General features: G+C 69.6%; 16 protein-coding genes. 7 read left to right on the top strand and 9 right to left on the bottom strand.

The window, feature by feature from the left end; genetic code table 11:
* Positions 1-100: 100 nt before the first annotated feature.
* A complete protein-coding gene (locus tag ACZ51I_RS29295; protein ID WP_468881772.1) occupies positions 101-1,972 on the bottom strand; it encodes a helicase associated domain-containing protein in 1,872 nt (623 codons plus the stop codon).
* 380 nt (positions 1,973-2,352) lie between these two features.
* Here ACZ51I_RS29295 and ACZ51I_RS29290 point away from each other — a divergent pair, with 380 nt between their 5' ends.
* Positions 2,353-3,822: an SAVED domain-containing protein gene (locus tag ACZ51I_RS29290; protein ID WP_468881770.1), complete on the top strand. Its 1,470-nt coding sequence runs from the start codon at positions 2,353-2,355 to the stop codon at positions 3,820-3,822.
* 15 nt (positions 3,823-3,837) lie between these two features.
* Here the strand turns inward: ACZ51I_RS29290 and ACZ51I_RS29285 are convergent, their stop codons facing one another.
* Entirely contained in the window at positions 3,838-3,981 is a 144-nt protein-coding gene (locus tag ACZ51I_RS29285; RefSeq protein WP_468881768.1) for a hypothetical protein, read from the bottom strand.
* 399 nt (positions 3,982-4,380) lie between these two features.
* Here ACZ51I_RS29285 and ACZ51I_RS29280 point away from each other — a divergent pair, with 399 nt between their 5' ends.
* From ACZ51I_RS29280 to ACZ51I_RS29265, 4 genes are read left to right on the top strand one after another with little or no spacing between them, the layout of a single operon-like run.
* Positions 4,381-5,358, top strand: a complete 978-nt coding sequence (locus ACZ51I_RS29280; protein WP_391718208.1) for an SMODS domain-containing nucleotidyltransferase — start codon at positions 4,381-4,383, stop codon at positions 5,356-5,358.
* Positions 5,355-5,939 (top strand): ubiquitin-conjugating enzyme family protein, encoded by a 585-nt coding sequence (locus tag ACZ51I_RS29275; protein WP_361017946.1) that lies wholly within the window; start codon positions 5,355-5,357, stop codon positions 5,937-5,939. The genes ACZ51I_RS29280 and ACZ51I_RS29275 overlap by 4 nt, the downstream gene beginning before the upstream one ends.
* On the top strand, positions 5,933-7,213 hold the full coding sequence (locus ACZ51I_RS29270; protein WP_468881766.1) for a HesA/MoeB/ThiF family protein: 1,281 nt from the start codon (positions 5,933-5,935) through the stop codon (positions 7,211-7,213). The genes ACZ51I_RS29275 and ACZ51I_RS29270 overlap by 7 nt, the downstream gene beginning before the upstream one ends.
* Entirely contained in the window at positions 7,210-7,686 is a 477-nt protein-coding gene (locus ACZ51I_RS29265) for a Mov34/MPN/PAD-1 family protein (protein WP_468881763.1), read from the top strand. Before ACZ51I_RS29270 ends, ACZ51I_RS29265 begins: the two co-directional genes overlap by 4 nt.
* Before the next feature lie 267 nt (positions 7,687-7,953).
* Here ACZ51I_RS29265 and ACZ51I_RS29260 read toward each other — a convergent pair whose 3' ends face one another.
* From ACZ51I_RS29260 to ACZ51I_RS29245, 4 genes are all read right to left on the bottom strand, one after another.
* Positions 7,954-8,919, bottom strand: a complete 966-nt coding sequence (locus ACZ51I_RS29260; protein ID WP_277738966.1) for an ATP-binding protein — start codon at positions 8,917-8,919, stop codon at positions 7,954-7,956.
* A gap of 101 nt (positions 8,920-9,020) precedes the next feature.
* Positions 9,021-11,405: a Mu transposase C-terminal domain-containing protein gene (locus tag ACZ51I_RS29255; protein ID WP_468881761.1), complete on the bottom strand. Its 2,385-nt coding sequence runs from the start codon at positions 11,403-11,405 to the stop codon at positions 9,021-9,023.
* On the bottom strand, positions 11,402-12,109 hold the full coding sequence (locus ACZ51I_RS29250; protein WP_468881758.1) for a hypothetical protein: 708 nt from the start codon (positions 12,107-12,109) through the stop codon (positions 11,402-11,404). The genes ACZ51I_RS29255 and ACZ51I_RS29250 overlap by 4 nt, the downstream gene beginning before the upstream one ends.
* 209 nt (positions 12,110-12,318) lie before the next feature.
* A complete protein-coding gene (locus tag ACZ51I_RS29245) occupies positions 12,319-13,341 on the bottom strand; it encodes a TniQ family protein (protein ID WP_468881755.1) in 1,023 nt (340 codons plus the stop codon).
* 265 nt (positions 13,342-13,606) lie between these two features.
* Here ACZ51I_RS29245 and ACZ51I_RS29240 point away from each other — a divergent pair, with 265 nt between their 5' ends.
* Positions 13,607-15,958 (top strand): helicase associated domain-containing protein, encoded by a 2,352-nt coding sequence (locus tag ACZ51I_RS29240; protein ID WP_468881753.1) that lies wholly within the window; start codon positions 13,607-13,609, stop codon positions 15,956-15,958.
* Between the two features lie 33 nt (positions 15,959-15,991).
* Here ACZ51I_RS29240 and ACZ51I_RS29235 read toward each other — a convergent pair whose 3' ends face one another.
* The 3 genes from ACZ51I_RS29235 to ACZ51I_RS29225 all read right to left on the bottom strand — a co-directional run bounded on the left by ACZ51I_RS29235 (position 15,992) and on the right by ACZ51I_RS29225 (position 18,930).
* A complete protein-coding gene (locus ACZ51I_RS29235; protein ID WP_358484736.1) occupies positions 15,992-16,573 on the bottom strand; it encodes a hypothetical protein in 582 nt (193 codons plus the stop codon).
* Between the two features lie 499 nt (positions 16,574-17,072).
* Entirely contained in the window at positions 17,073-17,546 is a 474-nt protein-coding gene (locus ACZ51I_RS29230) for a hypothetical protein (RefSeq protein WP_364710353.1), read from the bottom strand.
* A gap of 349 nt (positions 17,547-17,895) precedes the next feature.
* Entirely contained in the window at positions 17,896-18,930 is a 1,035-nt protein-coding gene (locus ACZ51I_RS29225; protein WP_468881750.1) for a hypothetical protein, read from the bottom strand.
* A 176-nt stretch (positions 18,931-19,106) separates the two neighbouring features.
* Between ACZ51I_RS29225 and ACZ51I_RS29220 the strand changes: the two genes are divergently transcribed.
* Positions 19,107-19,370 carry a helix-turn-helix transcriptional regulator gene (locus tag ACZ51I_RS29220; protein WP_468881747.1) on the top strand — a complete coding sequence of 88 codons (264 nt, stop codon included), beginning with the start codon at positions 19,107-19,109 and terminating at the stop codon, positions 19,368-19,370.
* Positions 19,371-19,457 lie beyond the last annotated feature (87 nt).

The raw sequence follows: 19,457 nt of genomic DNA, 5'->3' as shown, positions 1-19,457 counted from the left end.
CCCTTGCCACCCTCTCGATTCCACCGCAGCCCCAGTTGGTGCCGCCGCAGCTAACGAGAGACTGTTGCCGTACTCGCACGAGAACCCCCTCGGGCTTGCCTCACCCCCAGCGCATGCCGAGTTCGGACAGCTCTGCGATCCGCTCGGGAGCCAGCCGCGTTCGACGGGACCGGCTGTTGGCGATGAACACCCCCAGCGCGCACTCATCCCCGCCGACCTTTTCGACATGCCGGTGCGGCACCTCCAGATGCCCCTCCCGTTCCCGGTACTGACTGGCGGCCGCCACATTCGCCGCCCACACCTCAGCCCGTGTACGCCGCGGCGCTGGCCCGGACCGCTCGCCGGCCTTCAAGGGCCCGAGCCCGAGCGTTTCCTTCAGCAGCCATTGCTGCACCGTCCCGAAGCTGTCCCAGCCATACCGCTGGCCGCCGGCCCACCGCCCCAGGTCCTCTCCCTGGACCACCACCTGTCCTGGCTGCTCGGGCAGCACTTGCCCGTCCTGGACATGCAGACGAGCAAGGTGGAAGCACCGCTGCCACGCAACCGACCAGGCAGGGCACCACGACGGGTCGATGTCCTCCAAGGCCCGCCGCCGAGCTGTACTCAGCCCACCCGCCTCCTGCCCGCCCCTGTCCTGCCGCGCGGCCGCCCGCTGGTTCTTCAGCCACACGCCGACCGCGTAGCCCTCCCACATGGCGTCTGTTGGCGCCAGCAGGTGCCCGTGCTCTAGGGCCCACCCGCGCGCGGCTGACAGCCCTTCGGCGAAGGCGACCTCGGTATGCGACCAGATCATGCCGAGCTCCTCGAGCTGCCCCACTCGCTCCTGGCTCAGCTCCCCACGGGTACGCGCACTGCGCTGTCGGGCGACCCACACACCCAGAGCGAACTCGTCCGCGGTCCGATACTCGTACGGAACCGCTAGATCACCATGGTCACTGCGATAGGCCAGCGCGGCCGCCAGACCTCGCCTCCAGAACTGCTTCTCGGGCTGCAGAACCCGCAGACTGATGAACGCGGCCAGTTGCGCGGGATCCCGAGGCCGGGAGAACGACAACAGCTCCGCAGCCACCTTGCCCACCTCGCCCGGCCCCTCCACCAGCCCGCCGCCCGACCGGCCGCCGGCCACCTGAGGAGCAGCCAGCTGCTCCACGGCCTGGGCGTCGTGCGCCCGAAGAGCCATCAGCACCTTCACCAGCTCCCCGTAAGCCCCCGAGACCAGCATCTCGTCGGGCTGCTCACCCGGGCCGAGGAAGACAGGAACGACCAGAGAAGCCACTTTGCCCTCGCCCGGCTGCATGCGAAGCGCCCGCCCCACCGCCTGGACGATGTCGACCGCCGACCCCCGCACGTCCGCGAAGACGACCGCGTCGCACTCCTTGGTATCAACCCCCTCACCCAGCACCCGCACCGAGGACAGCACCCGCGCCCACGCCGCCCCCGGATCAACCTCCGGATCCGACGCGAACTCCTCCAGCACCCGACCCCTGTACCCCGGCTTATGCTCCCCGCACAACCAGTCAGCCCACACCCCGTCCGCCCCTGGGTAAAATCCCGGATCGCTCTCGTACAGCTCCTTCGCCACCCCACCCAGGCCACTGGAGAACGCCTCCGCCTCATCCGTGCGGTAATGAAACGTCAGCAACCGCCTCAGCCGCCGCTCCGCGGCAACCTTCATCACCGCCGTCTGCAAAGCTGCCAGCCGCGCCCCTCGCACCCGCGCACTCCTGCCCGCACTTCCCGCCAGATCGACCACGGGCAACCCAGGATCCGCGATGTCCACACACACCACCTGGTAACGAGCGATCAGCCCCCGCTCGATCGCCTCCGACAGCGATAGCCGATACACCACCGGCCCGAACACCGCCTCGTCGTCCATCGACGCAACCAGCTCACCGCCCTGCGGATCCTCCCGATCTGCCACCTCCCACAACCGCGGCGTCGCCGTCATGTACAACCGACGCAGCGCCGGCACCCGCCCATCGTTGTCACGACCAGTCAGAGGTGAGGCCTGCGTCGACGACTTGAGAGCCTTTGGCCTGCGGGATCTCGACTAGGGCCGGACGACTCTCTGAAACGTCTGACCCGCTGCTTCTCTGATTTGAGGTCCTCTGACCTGGCACGCCGCAACTTGATCCGGACACACATCAACTGCTCTCGGACGCGGTATGAAGCAGCGACCGAGAAGGCTTTCGGGGTCCTGGGCGGTATGCCGGTGGGCGGGCGAGAGCTTGTGGCCCCGCCCGACTGCCGGTGGGTGCGAGGGCTTCCCACTTGGCCTTGCTTGCGGCGATGATCGGCTGAGCATGCCGATGGCCGTAAGCGCGGCGGCCCGACGCCTGGGAGTTCGTTTCAGTGCGAGACCTGCCTGCCCCGAGCTCGACGGGTGTCCGTATTGCTGGTGACCGCTATCAGTGGCTGGCTGCGTGGCAGGGGTGTGTCGCCGCTGTCCGGGATGCGGCGCTGCGTGCGTCCAACCCGGTGGTGGCGGTGGGCGTCGAGGTCGACGACGCGGGGAACTTGGACGATGTCGTCTTGTACCGGCAGGTGCCGCCGCACACCTACATGCAGGTCAAGTACGCCGCGGACAGCTCTACCCCGGTCAACGGTGACTACCTGCTCAAGCTCAGCGATCGCGGCGGCCCGTCGATCCTGCGGAAGATGGCGCAAGCCTGGGAGAAGCTCACCGAGGGCGGCACTCCGGTCGATCTCGCGTTGCTGAGCAACCGGTCCCCGGATGCGGAAGACCCGCTGATCTCGCTGAGGGACTCCCGCACTCAGCTTCTGGTTCCGAAGGCGGCGCAACAGGGCCCGGGCTCGAAGAAGGGTCAGGCACGCAGGCGTTGGGCCGATGGTGCCGGGCTGAGTGAGGACAGGCTGCTGGACTTGCTGAAAGTGCTGCGCTTCGACCTGGCACGAGACGTGATGCATCTGCATGAGCACTTGCAGATGCTGATGTTCGCCGCAGGGCTGCGGTTCAGCGAGGAGGCCATGCACTCCGGCGCGGACTGGGTGGCCCGTCAAGCCGCCGACGGGCAGCGCCGCCTGTCCCTGGCGGATATCAGGGAGGCGATCCGGGCCCTGGGCCTGGAAGCCGGCTCATCGCGTCCGGTGCTGTCCATCGCCACCCTGAAGCCGGATCCCATGGCGGAGGACGCCGATTACGCATTGGACTGGGTGGATCGCTTTGAGGGAGCCTCACCGTATGTGAAGCGGCGTCCGCTGGCCCCGGCCACCTGGGCGCAGTTGCAGGCGGACATTGAGGCCGCGCCGTACCGGATGCCGCCGGGCACCACCACGGTCGCTGTCACCGGCAGCCTGCGTCTGGCACCCGCTTTCGTGGTCGGTGCCGCCTTCCGCATGGTGGCCGGCTCCGACCTTGCCGTGGCTCAGCGTGAACAGCTGTGGTCATCCACCGCAGCGTACGACTCTCCGCTGACGCCAGCCGTCGATGAGCACACCCTTGACCTTGGAACGGATCTCGCCGTGGCCGTCGCGGTCGCCACGGACCCCACGCAGGACGTGCTGGACTTTTTGCGCGAGCATCGGGTGCCCGTCTCCCGGCTGCTGGTCTTGCGCCCGCCCGGAGGGGCGAAGGACAACTCCATCCCGGATGCCGCGACGGCCAGCGCGTTGGCCGTCGGTATCCGGGACCTGCTGCGCCGTGCCTGCCGCGCACATCCCGCGATCCACCTCTTCCAGGCCGGCCCCATGGGCCTGGCCCTGCTGCTGGGCAACCGGTGGAACCGGCTGCGCCCCACCACCGTGTACGAGGACGTCAACGCACAGCAGGTGTATGAGAAGGCCTTCGTCATCGACGCATGAGGGCTCGCTAAGCCCCTACGGTCCCGCCGCCGGAGGCGTCGTGGTGGCGCGTGCCAAGCGCATGTCATGGTGGAGCCGGGCGAGGCGGTCGCGGGCCGTGAGCCAGCCCAGCGCGACGGCGACCGGCAGCGGGCCGTGGAAGAACAACAGCCCCTCCACCGCAGCGGTCCCGCCCAGACGCTGAGCCCGCCCCCCGGGCTGTCCCTTCGGGGTATGCCCGCCGGCGATGCGAGGAGTGTGTCTTCCCTGGCCGGCTGTCTCGTCCCCCTGCCGTTAGCCGAGGTTTGCATCGGTCCTGGGCCCGGCCCGGCGGGTCCTCGATGCGAGGCAGCAGCTCAGACGGTCCCTCTCACCTGCATCAAGCACGCGGCTCCGATGCGGATGGCCGCTGCCGTAAATGATCAACTAGTCCTGGTGCAGGAGGGTTTGTCAGTGGTGGGTCTTACTGTGGTGAACGAGCAGCCATAGATGCCTGTTTGTGGCCGCCGCGCCCCAGCCCGGGGTCGGCGGCCGCGGCGTGCACCCGGGCTGGACGACGCGCCCGAGGAGGCACACCGCATGGGGATCGACGACGCATTCGACGCGTTCCAGAAGACCGTCAACGAAGACATAGACAAAACCAGACTGGCCCGCGAGCGCAGGGACCTGTTCAAAACCGCGCTGTTGAGCGAGCCGGACGTCGTGGAGACGTTCGGCTCGGGTTCTCTGAGCCGCAGCACGCAGCTCAAGCCCATCCACGACGTCGATGTCGTGATCGTCTACGACCCCGACGAGCACCCCGAGTGGGGGAACGACGGCCCGAGCGCCCAGGACGCTCTCGAGCACGTCCGCACCCAGGTCAACCGGCTGCTGAGCCAGACCAACGGCACCCACGCCAACGAGGTCCGGCACACTCTCGTGCGCAATCACGCAGTCAAGTGCTTCCTGGACGACCCCGAGGACCCGGAGGCCTTCACCGTCGACGTCATGGCCGCCCTGCGCCAGGAGGACGGCTCGCTGCTCATCCCCGAAAAGCTGAACACCCGGTGGGTGCCGGCCAACCCGGAATACCTCATCGGCCAAGTCGCCGATCACCAGCGGGACTGGCCGCACTTCCGGCCTCTGGTCAGGGTCCTCAAACAGTGGCGGCTCACCGCCCCGGTCCAGGGAGGCATCAAGTCTCTCGTCATGGAGGTCCTCGCCCTCAACTGCATGCCCAGGTCCGGCAACCGCTCCCAGGCACTGAAGACGTTCTTCACCGCCGCCGCGGTCCGCGTCCACGAGGGCGTGTGGGACCCGGCGGGGCTGTGTGGTCAGATCCAGCCGGACCTGGACCATGCAGGTCTGTCCGATGCCTTCGCCGACGCAGCAGACCTCGCGGAGCGGGCCTGCGTTGCTGCTGCCGAGGGAGACACCGACAACGCGCTGCGGCTGTGGCAAAAGATCTTCGGCGACGACTTCCCGGCCCCTGCCGCTCCGGCCAAGCCAGCCTCACTGATCACCGGGACACCCGCGCTCATCACTCCGCGGCCCATCAAGGACGCACCTCAGGGATGACGACCGCACACACGCCCAACGGCCGCACGCACCACACCTGGTGGACGTGCGAACCGCGCCGACTGCACCGTGACCATGCGGAGATCACCGCTCAGTTCCCCGGCCTCGTCTGGAACGAGGCCGGAGCAGGGAGTTGGGAGGGCAGGCTGCCCCGCTGGCCTTTCGAGAGGCCCGAGCCCGAGCATCTCACCGCCTGGATCGGCGAGGAAGGGCTCCTTGTGCGTCTGGAGTACAGCCAGGCCTACCCCATGGTGGCGCCCCGGCTCGTTCCCGTGGATCCACTGCCCGAACCGTTTGAATGGACCCAGCACCGCTGGCACGTCAACGGCGACGCCAGCCTGTGCCTTCTGCGGGACGACGTATGGACGGGCCGCGAGTCGGTTGTCGATCTGTTGCTGAAGGCCGCCGGCTGGCGGATCGAGTACGCGTTGATGAAACACCAGACGATCGAGCAGATGACCGGCAGCGGCATCGTCACCGACGATCGCCTCGACCACTTCCTGGCCCAGCCCCCGTCACCCGAGGACACCACTGACCACCCTGAGCTGGACACCGGCGGACAGGACGGTCCCTCGTGCTGATCCTCATCCCACAGGACGCCGCGACCACACTCCGCGCCTCGGGCGCGTGGGGCCGACTGTCGTTGCGTATCAGCCATCCGGACGACCTAGCGGTGGTGGGCGGCATCTCCGAGGGCGGCGGCTCCATCATCTCGGTCGACCCGCCGCCCCCTGCCCCTCGCCTGCTCGCTGGCTGCGACTCCCGTCCTACCGGCTACTGGTACCAGGCCAACAGTGAACTGCATGCGCTCTGGTACCTCCTGCGGGCACGGCGGGGCACATCCATGAAGCTGGACGCGTTCAAGGACGCGGTGCCCAGCGGTTTCAAGACGCCGGGCGACGGCGGCTATGTGGCCATCACCCACGCCCCCGGCGTGAAGGACGCCTTCCCCGAAAGCGGTCTGCCCGACCTCGTCGCCTGGCACGTCACCCGCGCGGGCTTCCAGCCCATCGAGGCGTCGGCTGAGCCCGAAACCACCGGGATTCGGCAACTCGGCGGTCACTGGCCCGTAAAGGAACTGCAGAACACCCGCATCATGCTGGTCGGAGCGGGGAGCATCGGCTCGGCCACCGCCCACGCTCTGGCCGGCTACGGCGTCGGCCATCTCACCCTCGTCGACCCCGACCGCCTCGACTGGCACAACCTCGTCCGGCACACCAGCGCCCGCCGACACATCGGCCGGCACAAAGTCACCGCCCTCGCCGAGGAACTCGCCGCACTGCGCCCCGACACCACCGTCAGCGCTCTTGCCCTCGACGTCATCGAGCACGCCGACCACATCCGGGCCCTCCTCGCGGACACCCACCTCGTCGTATGCATGGCAGACGGAGTAGCCCCGCGCCGCGTCACCGGCCACTTGGCCCGCCGCGCCGGCCTCACCGCAGTGTTCGCGTGCGTCCTGCAGGACGGCGCCCTCGGCGAAATCCTGCGACTGCGCCCCTGGCCCCAGCACGGCTGCCTCACCTGCAGACGCCGGACCCTCGCCGAGGCAGGTGGCCTCGACCCCGAGCCCGCCCTGGACGCCGGGTACGGCACCGGCACCCGCCACCGGCCGATGACCGCCGTCGGCTCCGACCTGCATCTGGTGGCCCAGCTTGCAGCCAAAACCGCCGTCGCCACCGTCCTCCAACGTGCCGGACACCCCGACCAGCGACTGCCGGGAGAGCATGCCCTGCTCGGCCTGCGTCGCCAACCCGACTGGGCCCCACCCTTCGACCTCGGCCACACCGCCGAGCTGCGCTGGCTTCCCGCCACACCACCGAGATCCGGCTGCCCCACCTGCGAAGCCCCATGACCCAGCAGCCCGTCACCGCCGTGCACCTCACCGCCCCGGCCACACGAATCGTCACCACCGAACTGCGCACGGCCGACCACACCACGGAGACCGGAGGCATCCTGCTGGGCCACCACACCCACGACATCGTCACCGTCCACCACGCCGGAACCCCCGGACCTGCCGCCGTGCGCACCCCTACCTACTTCCTCCGCGACCTGGCACACGCCCAGGCACTGGCCGACGAGGCATTCGCGAGTGACGGCAGCGTCTGGGTCGGCGAATGGCACACCCACCCCGCCAGCCGCCCCATCCCCAGCGCTCGCGACGCCGCCACCTACAGGAAACTTCTCAACGATCCGGAACTGGGCTTCCACAGCGTCATTGCGGTGATCTTCGCTCCCCGGGCAGGCCGTTGGGAGGGCGCAGCCTGGGCATGCCGCCTCGGCCGCATCGAGCCGGTGCAGCTGCAGCTCTTCCGCTCTGTCGGATGAGACGCCGAAAGAAGCTCGGGTGCTCAGAACGGGGGCGCCAGAGCACGTCACCGTTCACCGGTGGCTGGCCAGCCGCACCGTAGAGCTCTCAGGCGACGGCTGCCTCTGCGGCAGGGCTCTCACCATCGGCATCCCGGCCGTCGGGCGGCGCCACGGATGCGGGGCCGCCCAACGCCCCGATGGTTCGACGCCGAAGCAACAGGCTGCCCGCAGCAGCCGGGCCGGTCGTGCACGCTGCACAGGACGGCGCGCCTTACCGGCGCGGTGTCAGTCGTCGTCGGGGTCATTGCGGCCGACGAACATGTCGTCGAGGGCTTCTTTGGTGATGGCTTCGGTCTCGTCTTCGATGGCTTGCTGGGCGGTCTGGCAGATGAGCTGGTCGAGGGTGTCCATATAGCCGCCGGTGCGCTCGTGGAGTTCTTCCTCGAGGTCCAGGAGCGAGCCGGGCTCGTGGCCGTAGAGCCGGAGGTTGGAGTCGTAGGCCCGCAGCACGGTGCGCCATCCCTCCTCCTGCCCCGCGTGGAAGGGGATGGGGTTGATCCGTATGACAGGCAGGCTGCTGCGGAACTGCTCGGAGGTGCGGGGCCGTTCGGTGCGGCGGCGGTTGTGCAGGCCCTCGTTGACGATGTCGGTGGCGCCGCGACCGCTGTAGATGACCGAGAGGCGCAGGCGGGCCTGGAGGCAGTCGAAGTAGTCGAAGGCACCGGCCAGGTCGCTGTCGTGGATGCGGTCGATTCCGTCGATGAGGAGCAGGGAGGTACGGCTTTCGCGCATGGCGTGGATGACCGGTTCGGTCATGTCGGTGCTGCGGTAGGTCCGCTTGTCGATGTTGACGGTGTGGTCCATGCCGAAGAAGTCCGCGAGCGGCAGGGACCAGTCCATGTTGCTTTCATGGCGCGGAGGGACGTTGATGTAGACGACGGGGGTCCACTCGCTGTCCGGCCTGCGCTCGGTTTCCAGTAGTCCCTGGTAGGCGCGTCCGATCTGGAGCAGCAGCGTGGTCTTGCCGGCACATCCATCGATGATCATGCTCATGCGTTTTCCGGTGGGGCGGAATCGGTTGGTACGCAGGGTGCGCCGCGCGTCCTTCAGCCCCTGGGTCACATCGGGGGTGGAGACGGGGATCATCTCTCCGTGGTAGATCATCCGCGGGTCGGTGTCGGTGACCTTCGTGCCTTTGGGGGCGCAGTCCTGCAAGTCCGGCGGCTCGAGTTTGCGGTGCACGAAGTCCATGAACCCCTCCCGCACTGTGAGCAGTTCGGGATCCAGCGGCGACCACCGTGCAGCGAGAGCTGCGGGGGCGGCTGGTTTCGGGGCGGTGCGCGCAGCGTCCATCACGTCTCCTGCGGGTCTTGGCTGGGTGGGGGCGGGTCCTGATGGGGCCGCGGCGCAGGCCGCTCGGACGGATCCGCTGCCAGTTCCCGGAAGATGTCGCCGGCTGATCCGCCCAGGCTGTGCGCTCCCGCCGGAGCGGGACGGCGCCGCGGGGGCCGGGGCCGGCCCGGCGACGTCGGCGGGGCGGCGGGTTCGAGCACAGCGGCCGGCAGCGCGGCACGGCGGCCCGGGAAGAGGTCCTTGGCATCGACGTTGAGGGACGGTGCGGGCGTCACGCTGCCGGGTTCGGCCCGGGTGATCCCTGCATACGGGTTGGCCGGTGTTTCGGCGATCTCCAGGGGCTGCGGAACGAACGCGGCCACCGGCTTGACGGAGGTGGAGGTGGGGGAGGGGCCGCGCCGTGCGCGGGCCAGGAGATCGTCCACGGCCCGGGCGATTTCTTCCTCGCCGCCTTCCCGGCCGACGAGGCCGGCGACGAGGTCGGCGGCCTTCTCCCACAGGTACTGGGTCCACGAGTCGCGGATCAGGTGCTGGCACTTGAAATCGAAGGGCACCCACGGACTGCGGGCGGGGTCCTTTTCGACCGTGTGGTCGTACAGCCACACCCGGCTGGGCTCGTAGGGGTTGTAGTAGACCGGCCAGCGCCGGCCCTGTCCCTTGATGCCGGTGTGCCGGTTCTTGAACTCCCGGATGCGATGGCTGACATACGTACGGTTGCCGATCTTGATGCCGTCGCGGGTCACGGTCCGCTTCGCCTGGAGGAGCAGCTTGCGGCTCTCATCCGGTGTGACCGGCCGCGGCACGGCGCCTTCCACGGCGACCGCCGCCGCATACATCTGGTTCGGGGTGAGGACCAGAGAAGGAAGGAAGGGGGAGCGCAGTCCTTCGTGCGGCCGCCGCTGCCATTCGGTGACCACCCACTCGTGCCACAAATCCTGCAGCTCGTTCAGTGTCCACAACCGCTCCTTGTCGACGTCGTCGCCGCGCGTGGCCAGGCTGTTGCCGGTGTAGCCGGCGACGAACTGGGAGAACATGCTCTTGACCGAGGCGTTGGTGCGTTCGATGACCGCCTTGTCGGTGGGGGTGCGCTCCCGGGCGGACTCCACCTCGATGCCCAGCATGCTGCACACGTCCTTGAAGTGCCGGGCCTTGAAGATCTTGGCGTTGTCGACGACCACCGTCTTCGGGCGGATCACCGGCCGCGCCGCGGCACCGGCCATCCGCGGATCGCCGGCCAGCATCTTGGCGTAGGGCGGGTCCGAGTTGGCGGCCAGCGCCTGCGGCGACCAGCCGGGGCGCGCCGCGAGCGGCGCCATCGCCTGACCCAGCAGCAGCGCGGCATCCAGCGACTTGGTGCCGCGGCCGCCGCGGCGCCGGCTGCCCGGCCCCTTCTTCCGGCCCGAAGCCTTGGGAACGATCATCCCGGCGATGAAGCTGCGGCTCAGAACGTCCAAGGCATAGGTCAACTCCACTGCCACGGGACGCCCGTCGTCGCCGAGTGCCAGGACGTCCAGCCCGGTGCCGTCGATCTCCACGCGCTCGCCCAGCAACGACACCGGCGCCGGATGGTAGGGAGGCTCGGGCGGGGCGGTGGCATCACTGCCCCGCCCGGGCGCCGCCTTCAGCGACTCCGCCGAGATCCCCAGCCGCTTGAGCAGGTCGTAGAAGGTGGTACGGGCCGGCATCAGGTCGCGGTACTCATCCGGATGCGCGCGTCGCAGCGTCGCGCGCATCCGTTTGTACAGCCGGGAGAAGGTGCCCGCCGACGCGCCGCGCTGGGCTTTGTCCTCCTGCTGGATCAGCGCCACCACCCGCTCGTCGACGTTGCCGTGGACGGTGCTCGTGCGCAGCCACCGCTTGTCGACCAGACCGAGCAGCCCGTGTGCTTCGTAGGCCAGGCATTTGCGCTGCACGGTAGCGACCGACCCGGTCAGGCCGGCCGCCTTCAGCTCGGCCGCCTTCAGGGCGTAGCGGGCGGTGCGGGTGGTGGTCGCCAGATCGTAGCCGCGCCGCGCAGTGAAGGCGCCGTCCCGGGCGCCGACAGGGCGGCCGGTCAGCACCTCCCGGACGTGCTCCTCCCAGCGGCGCACGTCCTTCAGCTGTTCTTCATCCAGCCGCTCCAGTACGGACAGGTCCGGCACCGCTCCCGGCTCCTGCGCCATCCCGTCGGCCTTCAACACGGCGAAGTCCGGGGCGGATACAAGGACGCAGACCACCACCAGCGCGTCCTGGCCGCCGTCGTCCATCGCCGCCAGGTGCACGGTGGAACCCTGCAAGGCGCCCACCAGATAGCGGCCTGTCTTCCATTGGACCGTCATTCCCGGCCGGAGCGTCCCGGCCGGCGCGTCCGGGGCGTCGACTGGCAGGGAAAGGACGGCGCTCATGCTGCCGCTCCGGCCGCCCACACCAGGCTGTCGGGGGTCAGGGGCTCATCCCAGTGCGTCGTCAGGTCCTGCGTCCACAGCAAGTTCCAGCTGCTGGCACGGCCCTGTCCCGGAGGAAGATCCACCGCGTCGGCGCCCCTGCTCAGCGGCAGAGGGCGGGCGAATGCCTCCAGCAGGACGGCCCTGGCGCTGGCGTCGGCGAACTCGTCGTGACGGAACTGCGAGACGATGTACACATTGCGGCGCAGCTGGCCGCCCGGGGCGCGGGCGACATCCACCTGCCATCCCGCCTGCGCGGCGGCTGCCTGGGCCACCGACCATTCCTGATCGTCCGGCTCCCTCCCGTCGGGGGAGTGCAGATAGATGATCTGCTGCCCCTCGACGGTGCGTGCCATGAACGCCGGGTTCACCACCCCCGCACGCTCACCCTCGCGCCATTCGACCTGCAGCGACGGTGCAGCCAGGTAGATGATGCACGGATCGCGGTCGAGGAACATGGCCGCATACGCGTGTTCCCGGGACCGGCAGCTGACGTCCTTCTTTGTGGTGGACGACCACCATTGGCGCACCTTCGACTTCCGTCCCCGGTAGGCGCGCTGCTCGTGCAGCACCGGCCATTCCTCCACCGGAAGTCCGCGCAGCGCCCGTGGAGTGCCGAGGCGCTCGCGGCCCATGTCGTCGCGGTAGCGCACCTGTAAGTCCACGAGCTGCTCCCCTCGTGCCGCGCCGTGCCGTGCTGCGCGGCAGATGTCCACCAGGCTCCGGGCCTCCTGCGGCCTCGTGGGACACAGCCGCAGTGGTTCACCCGAAAGGATGCAGATGCCCTTGCTTCCTTGACGGCGTTTGCCTGCTGCTGGATAGCCGCTGGGCGCTGATCAGGCAATGCCACAGCAGGCGTACGTGGCGCGGACGACTACAGAAACAGCCGGTCCATCGAGTTGGGCATGCGCACCCACGGCAAGCATGTCAGTTCCTCCACCGGCGCCAAAGGGGAGGGCAGGGCATGACCTGTCGCCCTTCGGACGTCGACGCTTGCGGGCACTTCCCCGCTGGAAAGCTGCGGAATGCCCCGCTGCAGAGGCCGGTGCTGACGGTGCCAGACGGTCAGTGGCTCGATAAACCGGTAGCCGTGCCGGTGCGTTGTCCGCGGCAGCCAGTCCTGGTACTCGGTGCTGCGCAGTACGCCGTTCAGGCGGCGCACCTCGAGCCAGGCCAGGTCCCGGGTCAGCAGCGAAAGCCGGCTGAACTGCGCCAGGGGCCGCACCCGCTGCTCGCCCAGCTGCGCCGCAAGGACACCCCACTGCTTCGTCTGCGCGGGGTCCTCTAGATACCCGGAGCGCACGAGGATGGAACAGGCGTCCGCGAACACCCACCGTCCGGCAGGGCCCAGGCGTTTGCGCACCCGGTTCAGGCGCTGCTGCGCGCGCACGACCTCCGCGAGCTCGCTCAGATCGACGTAGGGGGGGTCGGTGCTGCGGGAGTTGTCCGTCCAGCGCTGGTGGCGCAGGCACACCTGCCAAGGGTCGGGAAGGATCAGCCAGGCGGGCGAGCGGGTGCTGCGGCGCGCCGCACACAGGGAGCAGGCCTGCACGATGTAGCCGGCCCGCGCGTCCCAGGGCCATTCCCAGTCGTCCTTGGCGTTCTTGGGCATGAGGAATTCGTCGCGCAGCCCGATCAGACGCTCCTGCATCTCGGCGACGGTGTGGCCGGCCAGGGTGGCCAGCCGCTCGCGCGCATAGCGGCTGACATACATCTCGGTGTACTGGGGATCGACGGGCACCGGGCCGGTGCCCATGCTCCGCAGCACCTCTTCCGTAGGGCGGTTGTTACGGGCAGCCAGCCGCGTCACGTACGAGCCGGTGGACTCGCCCTGCAGAAACCGCAGCCGCAGATGCATCCGGCGCCGCCCGAGCCATTGGTCCCGCTTCTCCACCACGACGGCGCTCCTTCCGGGATGTCCGGCCGCGGCTTCATCTAACTGCCGCCGCCCCGGCAGGCAGCCCAGGCTCACGAAACGGTCCCACCTGGCCTACACCCGGTCCCAGAGGCGACCCCTTACGCACACGCGAAGAAAACAAAGAGCAGCTTCGATCAGCGTCGGCCGGACCTTGCAGGAAAGCTGCCAGGCTCTCCACTGCAAAAAGGCTGGTGAAGGTGCCCTGCGGGCACGGAGTTCCGCGGCAAGGGAGTCAGCGCGTCACATGTCCGGCCGTGTTCAGCTGCGCCCCCACCAAAGAGAAGCCGTCGCTGCGGGAGTGGACGCCCTGAGCGGCACGCGACACGCGGCCGCGACCATCATTGCCGCCTGCGGCACCGGCAAGACCCTCATCGGCAAGCGCGTCGCCGAGCACTTCGCTGCGCGGGGCCCCGTCCTCGTCCTCGTCCCGACTCTTGAACTCCTGACCCAGACCGCGGCCCGCTGGCTGGCCGACGGCGGCTTCGACCAGCTCATCGGCGTGTGCTCACTGCCCGGCGTTCACGACCGCAGCCTGCGCGGCCGTCTGCTGCTCACCGCAGACGCCCGGGTCCTGGCCCGCCGCGTCTCCGAGGGAGGACGCATCGCCGTCTTCGCCACCTACGCCTCCCTGCCCACCATCGCCGAGGCCCACCGCGGCGAACGCCTGCCGCCCTGGGCCTTCGCCCTGGCCGACGAAGCCCACCGCACCAGCGGCGACTGGGACAAGCGCTGGGCGCTCATCCACGACGACCGCGCCATCCCGGCCGCGCACCGCCTCTACATGACCGCCACGCCCCGCAACTGGCGCACCACACCCAACCCGAAGGCGCGCACCCGGATCGAACGACTCGCCTCGATGGACGACCCCACCATCTACGGCCCCGTCGTCTACCGCCTGGACCTGGCCGAGGCGATCGAACGCGGCATCCTCGCCGACTACCAGCTCATCGTGCCGGAAGTCCACGACAGGATGCTGCGCGACATCCTCCACGACCCCCTGCCCACCCCCCATCAGGACGGGCTACGTCTGGCCGCGATGCAGGCGGCCCTGCTGATGTCCATGGCCGAGCACGACGCGCGCCGGGTACTGTCCTTCCACGGCCGGATCGCCGCCGCCCGCGGCTTCGTCGCCTCTCTGCCCGAGACCGCCGACGTGCTCGCCGACCGCACCGGCATCCGCAACCCCTGGGCACACGCCCTGCACTGCCACCAGGCGCCCTGGCGACGCCAGCAGATCTTCCACGAGTTCGAGCACTTCTCCGCCCACAGCCCAGGGAGCACCGCCGGCAGCCACGACTGCGCCGTACTCGCCAGCGTCCGCGTGCTGAGCGAAGGCGTCGACGCCCCCGACACCGACGGCATCCTGATCGCCGATCCGCGCCGCAGCCCCAACCACATCGCCCAGAGCATCGGCCGGGCCCTGCGCAAACCCCCGGGCCAGGCCAAGTGCGCCTCCATCTTCATCCCCGTCTACATCGCACCCGGCCAGTCCACCCGGCAGGCCATGGAATCCTCCTCCTTCTCGGACTTCTGGCGCTTCTTCAACGGCCTCGCCGTCTACGACACCAAGGCGTACCAGCGCTTCGGCCCCTTTTTGAAAGCGCGGCCACAACCCCTTGCACCTCGCCCGCACCGTGCCCGCGAGATCACCCGCACCCTGAAACTGCGCACCCACAAGGCCCCCAACAACGCCTTCTGGAACGACGGCCTGCAGGCAGCCCAGGCCTTCCGCACCCGCCACCATCACCTGAACATCCCCAGCGAACACGTCACCAGCGACGGCTTGGCCCTGGGCCAGTGGATCGGCCAGCAACGCTCTCTCTACGCCGCAGACGCCCTGCCGGCCGACCGCATCGCCGCCCTCACCAGCATGGGACTGTCCTGGCCGCATCCCCCCGAAAGCTTCGAACACCACCTGGCCCAGATCACCGCCTGCGCCGCCCGCCACGGCACCCTCGCCCTGGGCAAGAACGCCCACGGCGGCGACCGCCGCCTGGCCGCCTGGCTGGAGACCATGCGCCGCCGCGCCGACACCGGCCAGCTCGCCCCTGCCCGCATCGCCTCCCTCAACGCCGTCGACCCCTTCTGGAACCCGCCCTGGAGCCTGCGCTGGCAGTACACCTACGCGCAGATCAGACGCCGTCTGACCACCACCACCTGGCGGTGCACCTACCACCGCCACGACAGCCGTGACTCCGCCTGGGACAGCTGGCTGGACCGCCAGATCACCCACTTCCACCTGCTCGATCCCCAGCAGAGGCATCTCCTGGCCGCCCTGGTCGGCGCCTGCCCCGACGCCCGCCCCCACGCCATGCTGCTGACCCGTCCCACCGGCCTGCGCGAGCGGGCCTTCAACCGCGGCCTGCGCGCGGCACGCCAGTACCACCAACGCCACGGGCACCTCGACATGCCCAAGGACCACACCGAAGAGGTTTTCGGCGACTACCCCGTGCACCTCGGTGCCTGGCTGGCGCGGCGGCGCAGGGACAGCGCCCAGATGACCCCCCGCCAGCAAGCGGGCCTGGCAGCTCTCGGCTTCGAGACGATGCCCATCTTCCTGCCGCCCGCACAGCCATTTCGCGACGCAGTTGCCTGAACCAGCGACCACGCTCCGCCGGGCGGCCGGAGGTCAGCCTTTACCCGTGCCGGCCGCGAAGTAGAAGACGCGCGAGCCGCGCTTGGACCGCGCCGCCCGCCCCTGCTCGACCAGCGCCTCCAGCGCGTGACGCATCGCAGGCTCCTTGATCCTTCGGCCGGGGTGCGCCCGGGCCAGCGCGGTGGCGACATCGTGCGACGAACAGGGCTCGCCCCGCCGTTTCAGCTCATCGGCCACCAGATCCCGCAGCGTCGGCGCCTGCTGCGCGGCCGCCGGCGTTTCATCCGGTGCCCCGGCATCCCGGCGACCACCAGGAGCGGCACCGTCGTCCGTGTGCGGCACACCGTCGGACACGGGCGCAGCGGCAGGACCGCTGCCGGTCGTGGCTGCACGGTCCGGCCCTGGTTCGGGGCAGGCGGCGGGGGAGTGACCGGACAGGGCCTCCCGCATGCTCAGCAGCAGGGCGTGGTTGCCCTCCAGGGTGTGCAGCTGATCCTGCAACGCGTCGATTTCCGTACGGACACGCTCGCGGTCTTTTTCGACGAGCTCCAGGTCGGCATCGATCTTGGCCGCGTAGTTCGTTCTGAGGGTGAGAAGTTCCGGGGTCGCTTCCACTATGACGGCCAGCCTCCCGCAGCAGTGCGCACTCCGGGGGACGTTAGCGTCCGCACGGCGCTGCCCGGCGACTGTGAACGAGAAGGGACCGATCTTTGCCCGACCATGTGCGCACGTGGTCAATTGTCGTCATTATGCGACTGGTTCCACATTTCCCATGAGCCGCGCGAGCGGTGAGCCGGTGGACCGGCACGGTGTGTGCAAGCAACAGCAGGGACCAGCCTGTCGCGCCTCTGGACACGTGAACCACGCGAATCCTTGTGGGTGAGAGCGGAGAGCAAGGCAAGGGGCCGTCCAGCTGTGAGGGGGCCTCAGGCCGGGCTGGGAACTGCTGGGTGCTGCCGCCCCGTGCCGTTCCCTGACCACCAGGCGGCCCACTGCCTTCGCCGGCCTGATCCATCTGGTCTGCTGCGGCGGGCCGAGTGGTGAACCGCTCGGGTGTGATGGGCACGGCGCAGGAGACCGGGGCGCCCTGGCTGGCAGCTGCATGCCGACCGGGTCAGGCGGCGCCGAGTTGGGGGGCGTGCCGCTGCTGCATGGTTCCGAACACCTCGTCGAATGCGAGGGAGCGTCTCATGGGTACCAGGTGGTAGGGGGAGCCTGAGCCTGCGGCGGGTTGCGGACCTGTGCGGCCCAGCATGAGGACGTCCAGGGGAGTGAGGACGTCGAGGTTGTCGAAGACGTAGCAGATCGGCAGCTGCGTCCATGCGGCGAGCTGGAGGTGCGCTGTGACGGCGGCCCGCTCCACCGCGTGGCGGTGGGTGATGCGGCTGGTCATGCGGCTCTTGCAGTCGATCAGAAACACCTGACGGTCCTTGGCGGCCACCAGATCGGGTGTCCAGCGCAGCGAACTCTCGGTGCCCCGCAGGGCGACTCGCACCGCCTCGGTCAGCACGCCCTGGCCCCAGGGGCTGACGTTCCATCCGCGCAGGGCGAGTTCTTCGGCGACGCGCCTTTCGTGTGCGTCGCCCACGGCCTTCCTCTGCTGAAAGCTCGGCATACCGGCAAGTGTCGCTCTCCTCCTCGAGCCCGAAACAACCCGGTGCCCCGTCTCGGACACTCCTGGCCAGGAGTGTTGGCGGTCGTTGTCGTTCATTGGCGTTCATGGGTGTCCGCCGGTGTCTCCCTGCGTCTCATGGCGTCTCACTCTGCCTCGAAACAACATGACCGAATCTGACTCCTGCGGCCGTGGACCGGGAGGTGCGGCCCACCTGCCGTATGTCTCTTCGTCCCGCCGTGGCGGGACCGGACGATGGCGGGACGCGGCTCGGCCGCGCCGCCTTCCGCGCCGTTTCGGAAGGGACGGGAAGGTTGCCAGGTGCTCACCTTCCCGGTGCGGCGCTGTTCGTTGCGCCGCGTTCGGGGAGGAGACGCCAGGTGATCTCGTCGTGCTCCCTGAGGTGCTGCCAGGCGTCAAGTAGACGGCAGCGGACCAGTTGGTCAAGGAGATCCTCCACCTGCTGCGGGGACTGACCGCCCAGCCGGGCAAGCACGTCGAGTTCCGCACTGCCGAAGCTGTCAGACGTGTGAGCTGCCAGGATCAGAGCGGTGAGCTGCACCGCGGGAGACATCCCGCGCGGCGCGACCAGCGGAACAGGGTGCAGGGCCCAGTGCGCCGCGCGGGCGCGGGCGCCGCGACCGGATGTCTGGGTCTGCATGTCCGCATCGAGCAGACGCGCTTCCACGTGGGGACGCCGCGGAACGGAACAGCGCAGCCACCCGGCATGTTCCAGTTCGCTCCACAGTTCCGCACGGCCGTGCAGCCGCATGCTGCGCAGAAGACCGCTGGGGAGCCGGACGCGGCCTCGGCCGTCGGCGCGCAGGGCGCACTGCAGGGCCAGCAGCCGGGCGGCGGAGGAGGAGAAGCGGGGCAGCGCCACCCCGAGGTAGGTGAGCATTTCCCGGACACGCTGCCGCTCGCCCGGTCCGTGCGGGGGACGAGTGCGCCGGGCTGCCGCACCGGCCGGCCGCGGGCGTGTGGAGACGAGCAAGGTGTCGGGTACGACGGCGGTGTTGGTGGTGGCGGCCGCGCAGGCGGCGCATGCGTCCGCCAGCCGCCACACGCGGCCGCTGCGGTCGCAGGTCAGCGCCAGGAGCACGGGGCCGGCGCAGCCGCGGTGGCGCGGGTGCCAGGAGCAGTTCCGGGCCCGGCACTGACAGGTCCGCAAATGCCCGGGCAGCACGTCGCGTCGGGCGTGACGGGCCAGGTGCGTCAGGGCGACGGAACGGGCTGAGGCGGCCTGCAGCCGGTAGCCGTGCAGCGTGCATTGCGGGCAGCTCAGCAGCGGCCCGCCCGGCTGCGGGTGCAGCTGAACCGTCCAGATGCGCTGCACCGTCTCGTGCGTGGAGAGCGTCATCGGGCTCGCTGTCCTCCGATCTGCGGGCCGTCGAACGGGTGCGTCACAGACGCCGGAGGCCGGGAGCTGAGCGCTCCGCAGCGCCGATCCCCGCACCGCCGACGTCACCCCTTCCCTAGCAAATAGTGCAGAGGTCTGCACTGACAGGGCAGGGTTCTGCACCGTCGGATGGTGGGGTGACGATCTTGCCGCTCGACCCCGACCTCGCCGCGCTGCGCGTGACGCTCGCGCGCCTGAGGGTCGAGCGCAACTGGACCTTCGACGAACTCGCCCGCCGCAGCGGTCTGGCCCGGCGCACCCTCATCGACCTGGAACACGGCCGCACCACCGGCAGCGTCACCACCTGGCACGCCCTCGCCCACGCCCTCGGCGTCCCCATCGACGAGCTCCTCGGCTCCCTCTGCGCAGACCACGCCCCACCCGGCACGCCGCAACTGTGAACCGCCCGTCAGGCGCCTCCCTCGCCCCGGTGCGACATCACCTGAACAGGCGACCCGTCCTCGATCGCAGGTTCGCTCACTCGTGCG

The sequence above is a fragment of the Streptomyces sp. NPDC034084 genome (genome assembly GCF_055575535.1).
This window is presented reverse-complemented; position numbering and strand designations above follow the sequence as displayed.

Excerpts from the sequence above, each read along its gene's own strand:
- ACZ51I_RS29280 (WP_391718208.1), top strand. The coding sequence starts at position 4,381 with ATGGGGATCGACGACGCATTCGACGCGTTCCAGAAGACCGTCAACGAA.
- ACZ51I_RS29255 (WP_468881761.1), bottom strand. The coding sequence starts at position 11,405 with ATGAGCGCCGTCCTTTCCCTGCCAGTCGACGCCCCGGACGCGCCGGCC.
- ACZ51I_RS29225 (WP_468881750.1), bottom strand. The coding sequence starts at position 18,930 with ATGACGCTCTCCACGCACGAGACGGTGCAGCGCATCTGGACGGTTCAG.
- ACZ51I_RS29275 (WP_361017946.1), top strand. The coding sequence starts at position 5,355 with ATGACGACCGCACACACGCCCAACGGCCGCACGCACCACACCTGGTGG.
- ACZ51I_RS29240 (WP_468881753.1), top strand. The coding sequence starts at position 13,607 with ATGTCCGGCCGTGTTCAGCTGCGCCCCCACCAAAGAGAAGCCGTCGCT.
- ACZ51I_RS29260 (WP_277738966.1), bottom strand. The coding sequence starts at position 8,919 with ATGGACTTCGTGCACCGCAAACTCGAGCCGCCGGACTTGCAGGACTGC.
- ACZ51I_RS29265 (WP_468881763.1), top strand. The coding sequence starts at position 7,210 with ATGACCCAGCAGCCCGTCACCGCCGTGCACCTCACCGCCCCGGCCACA.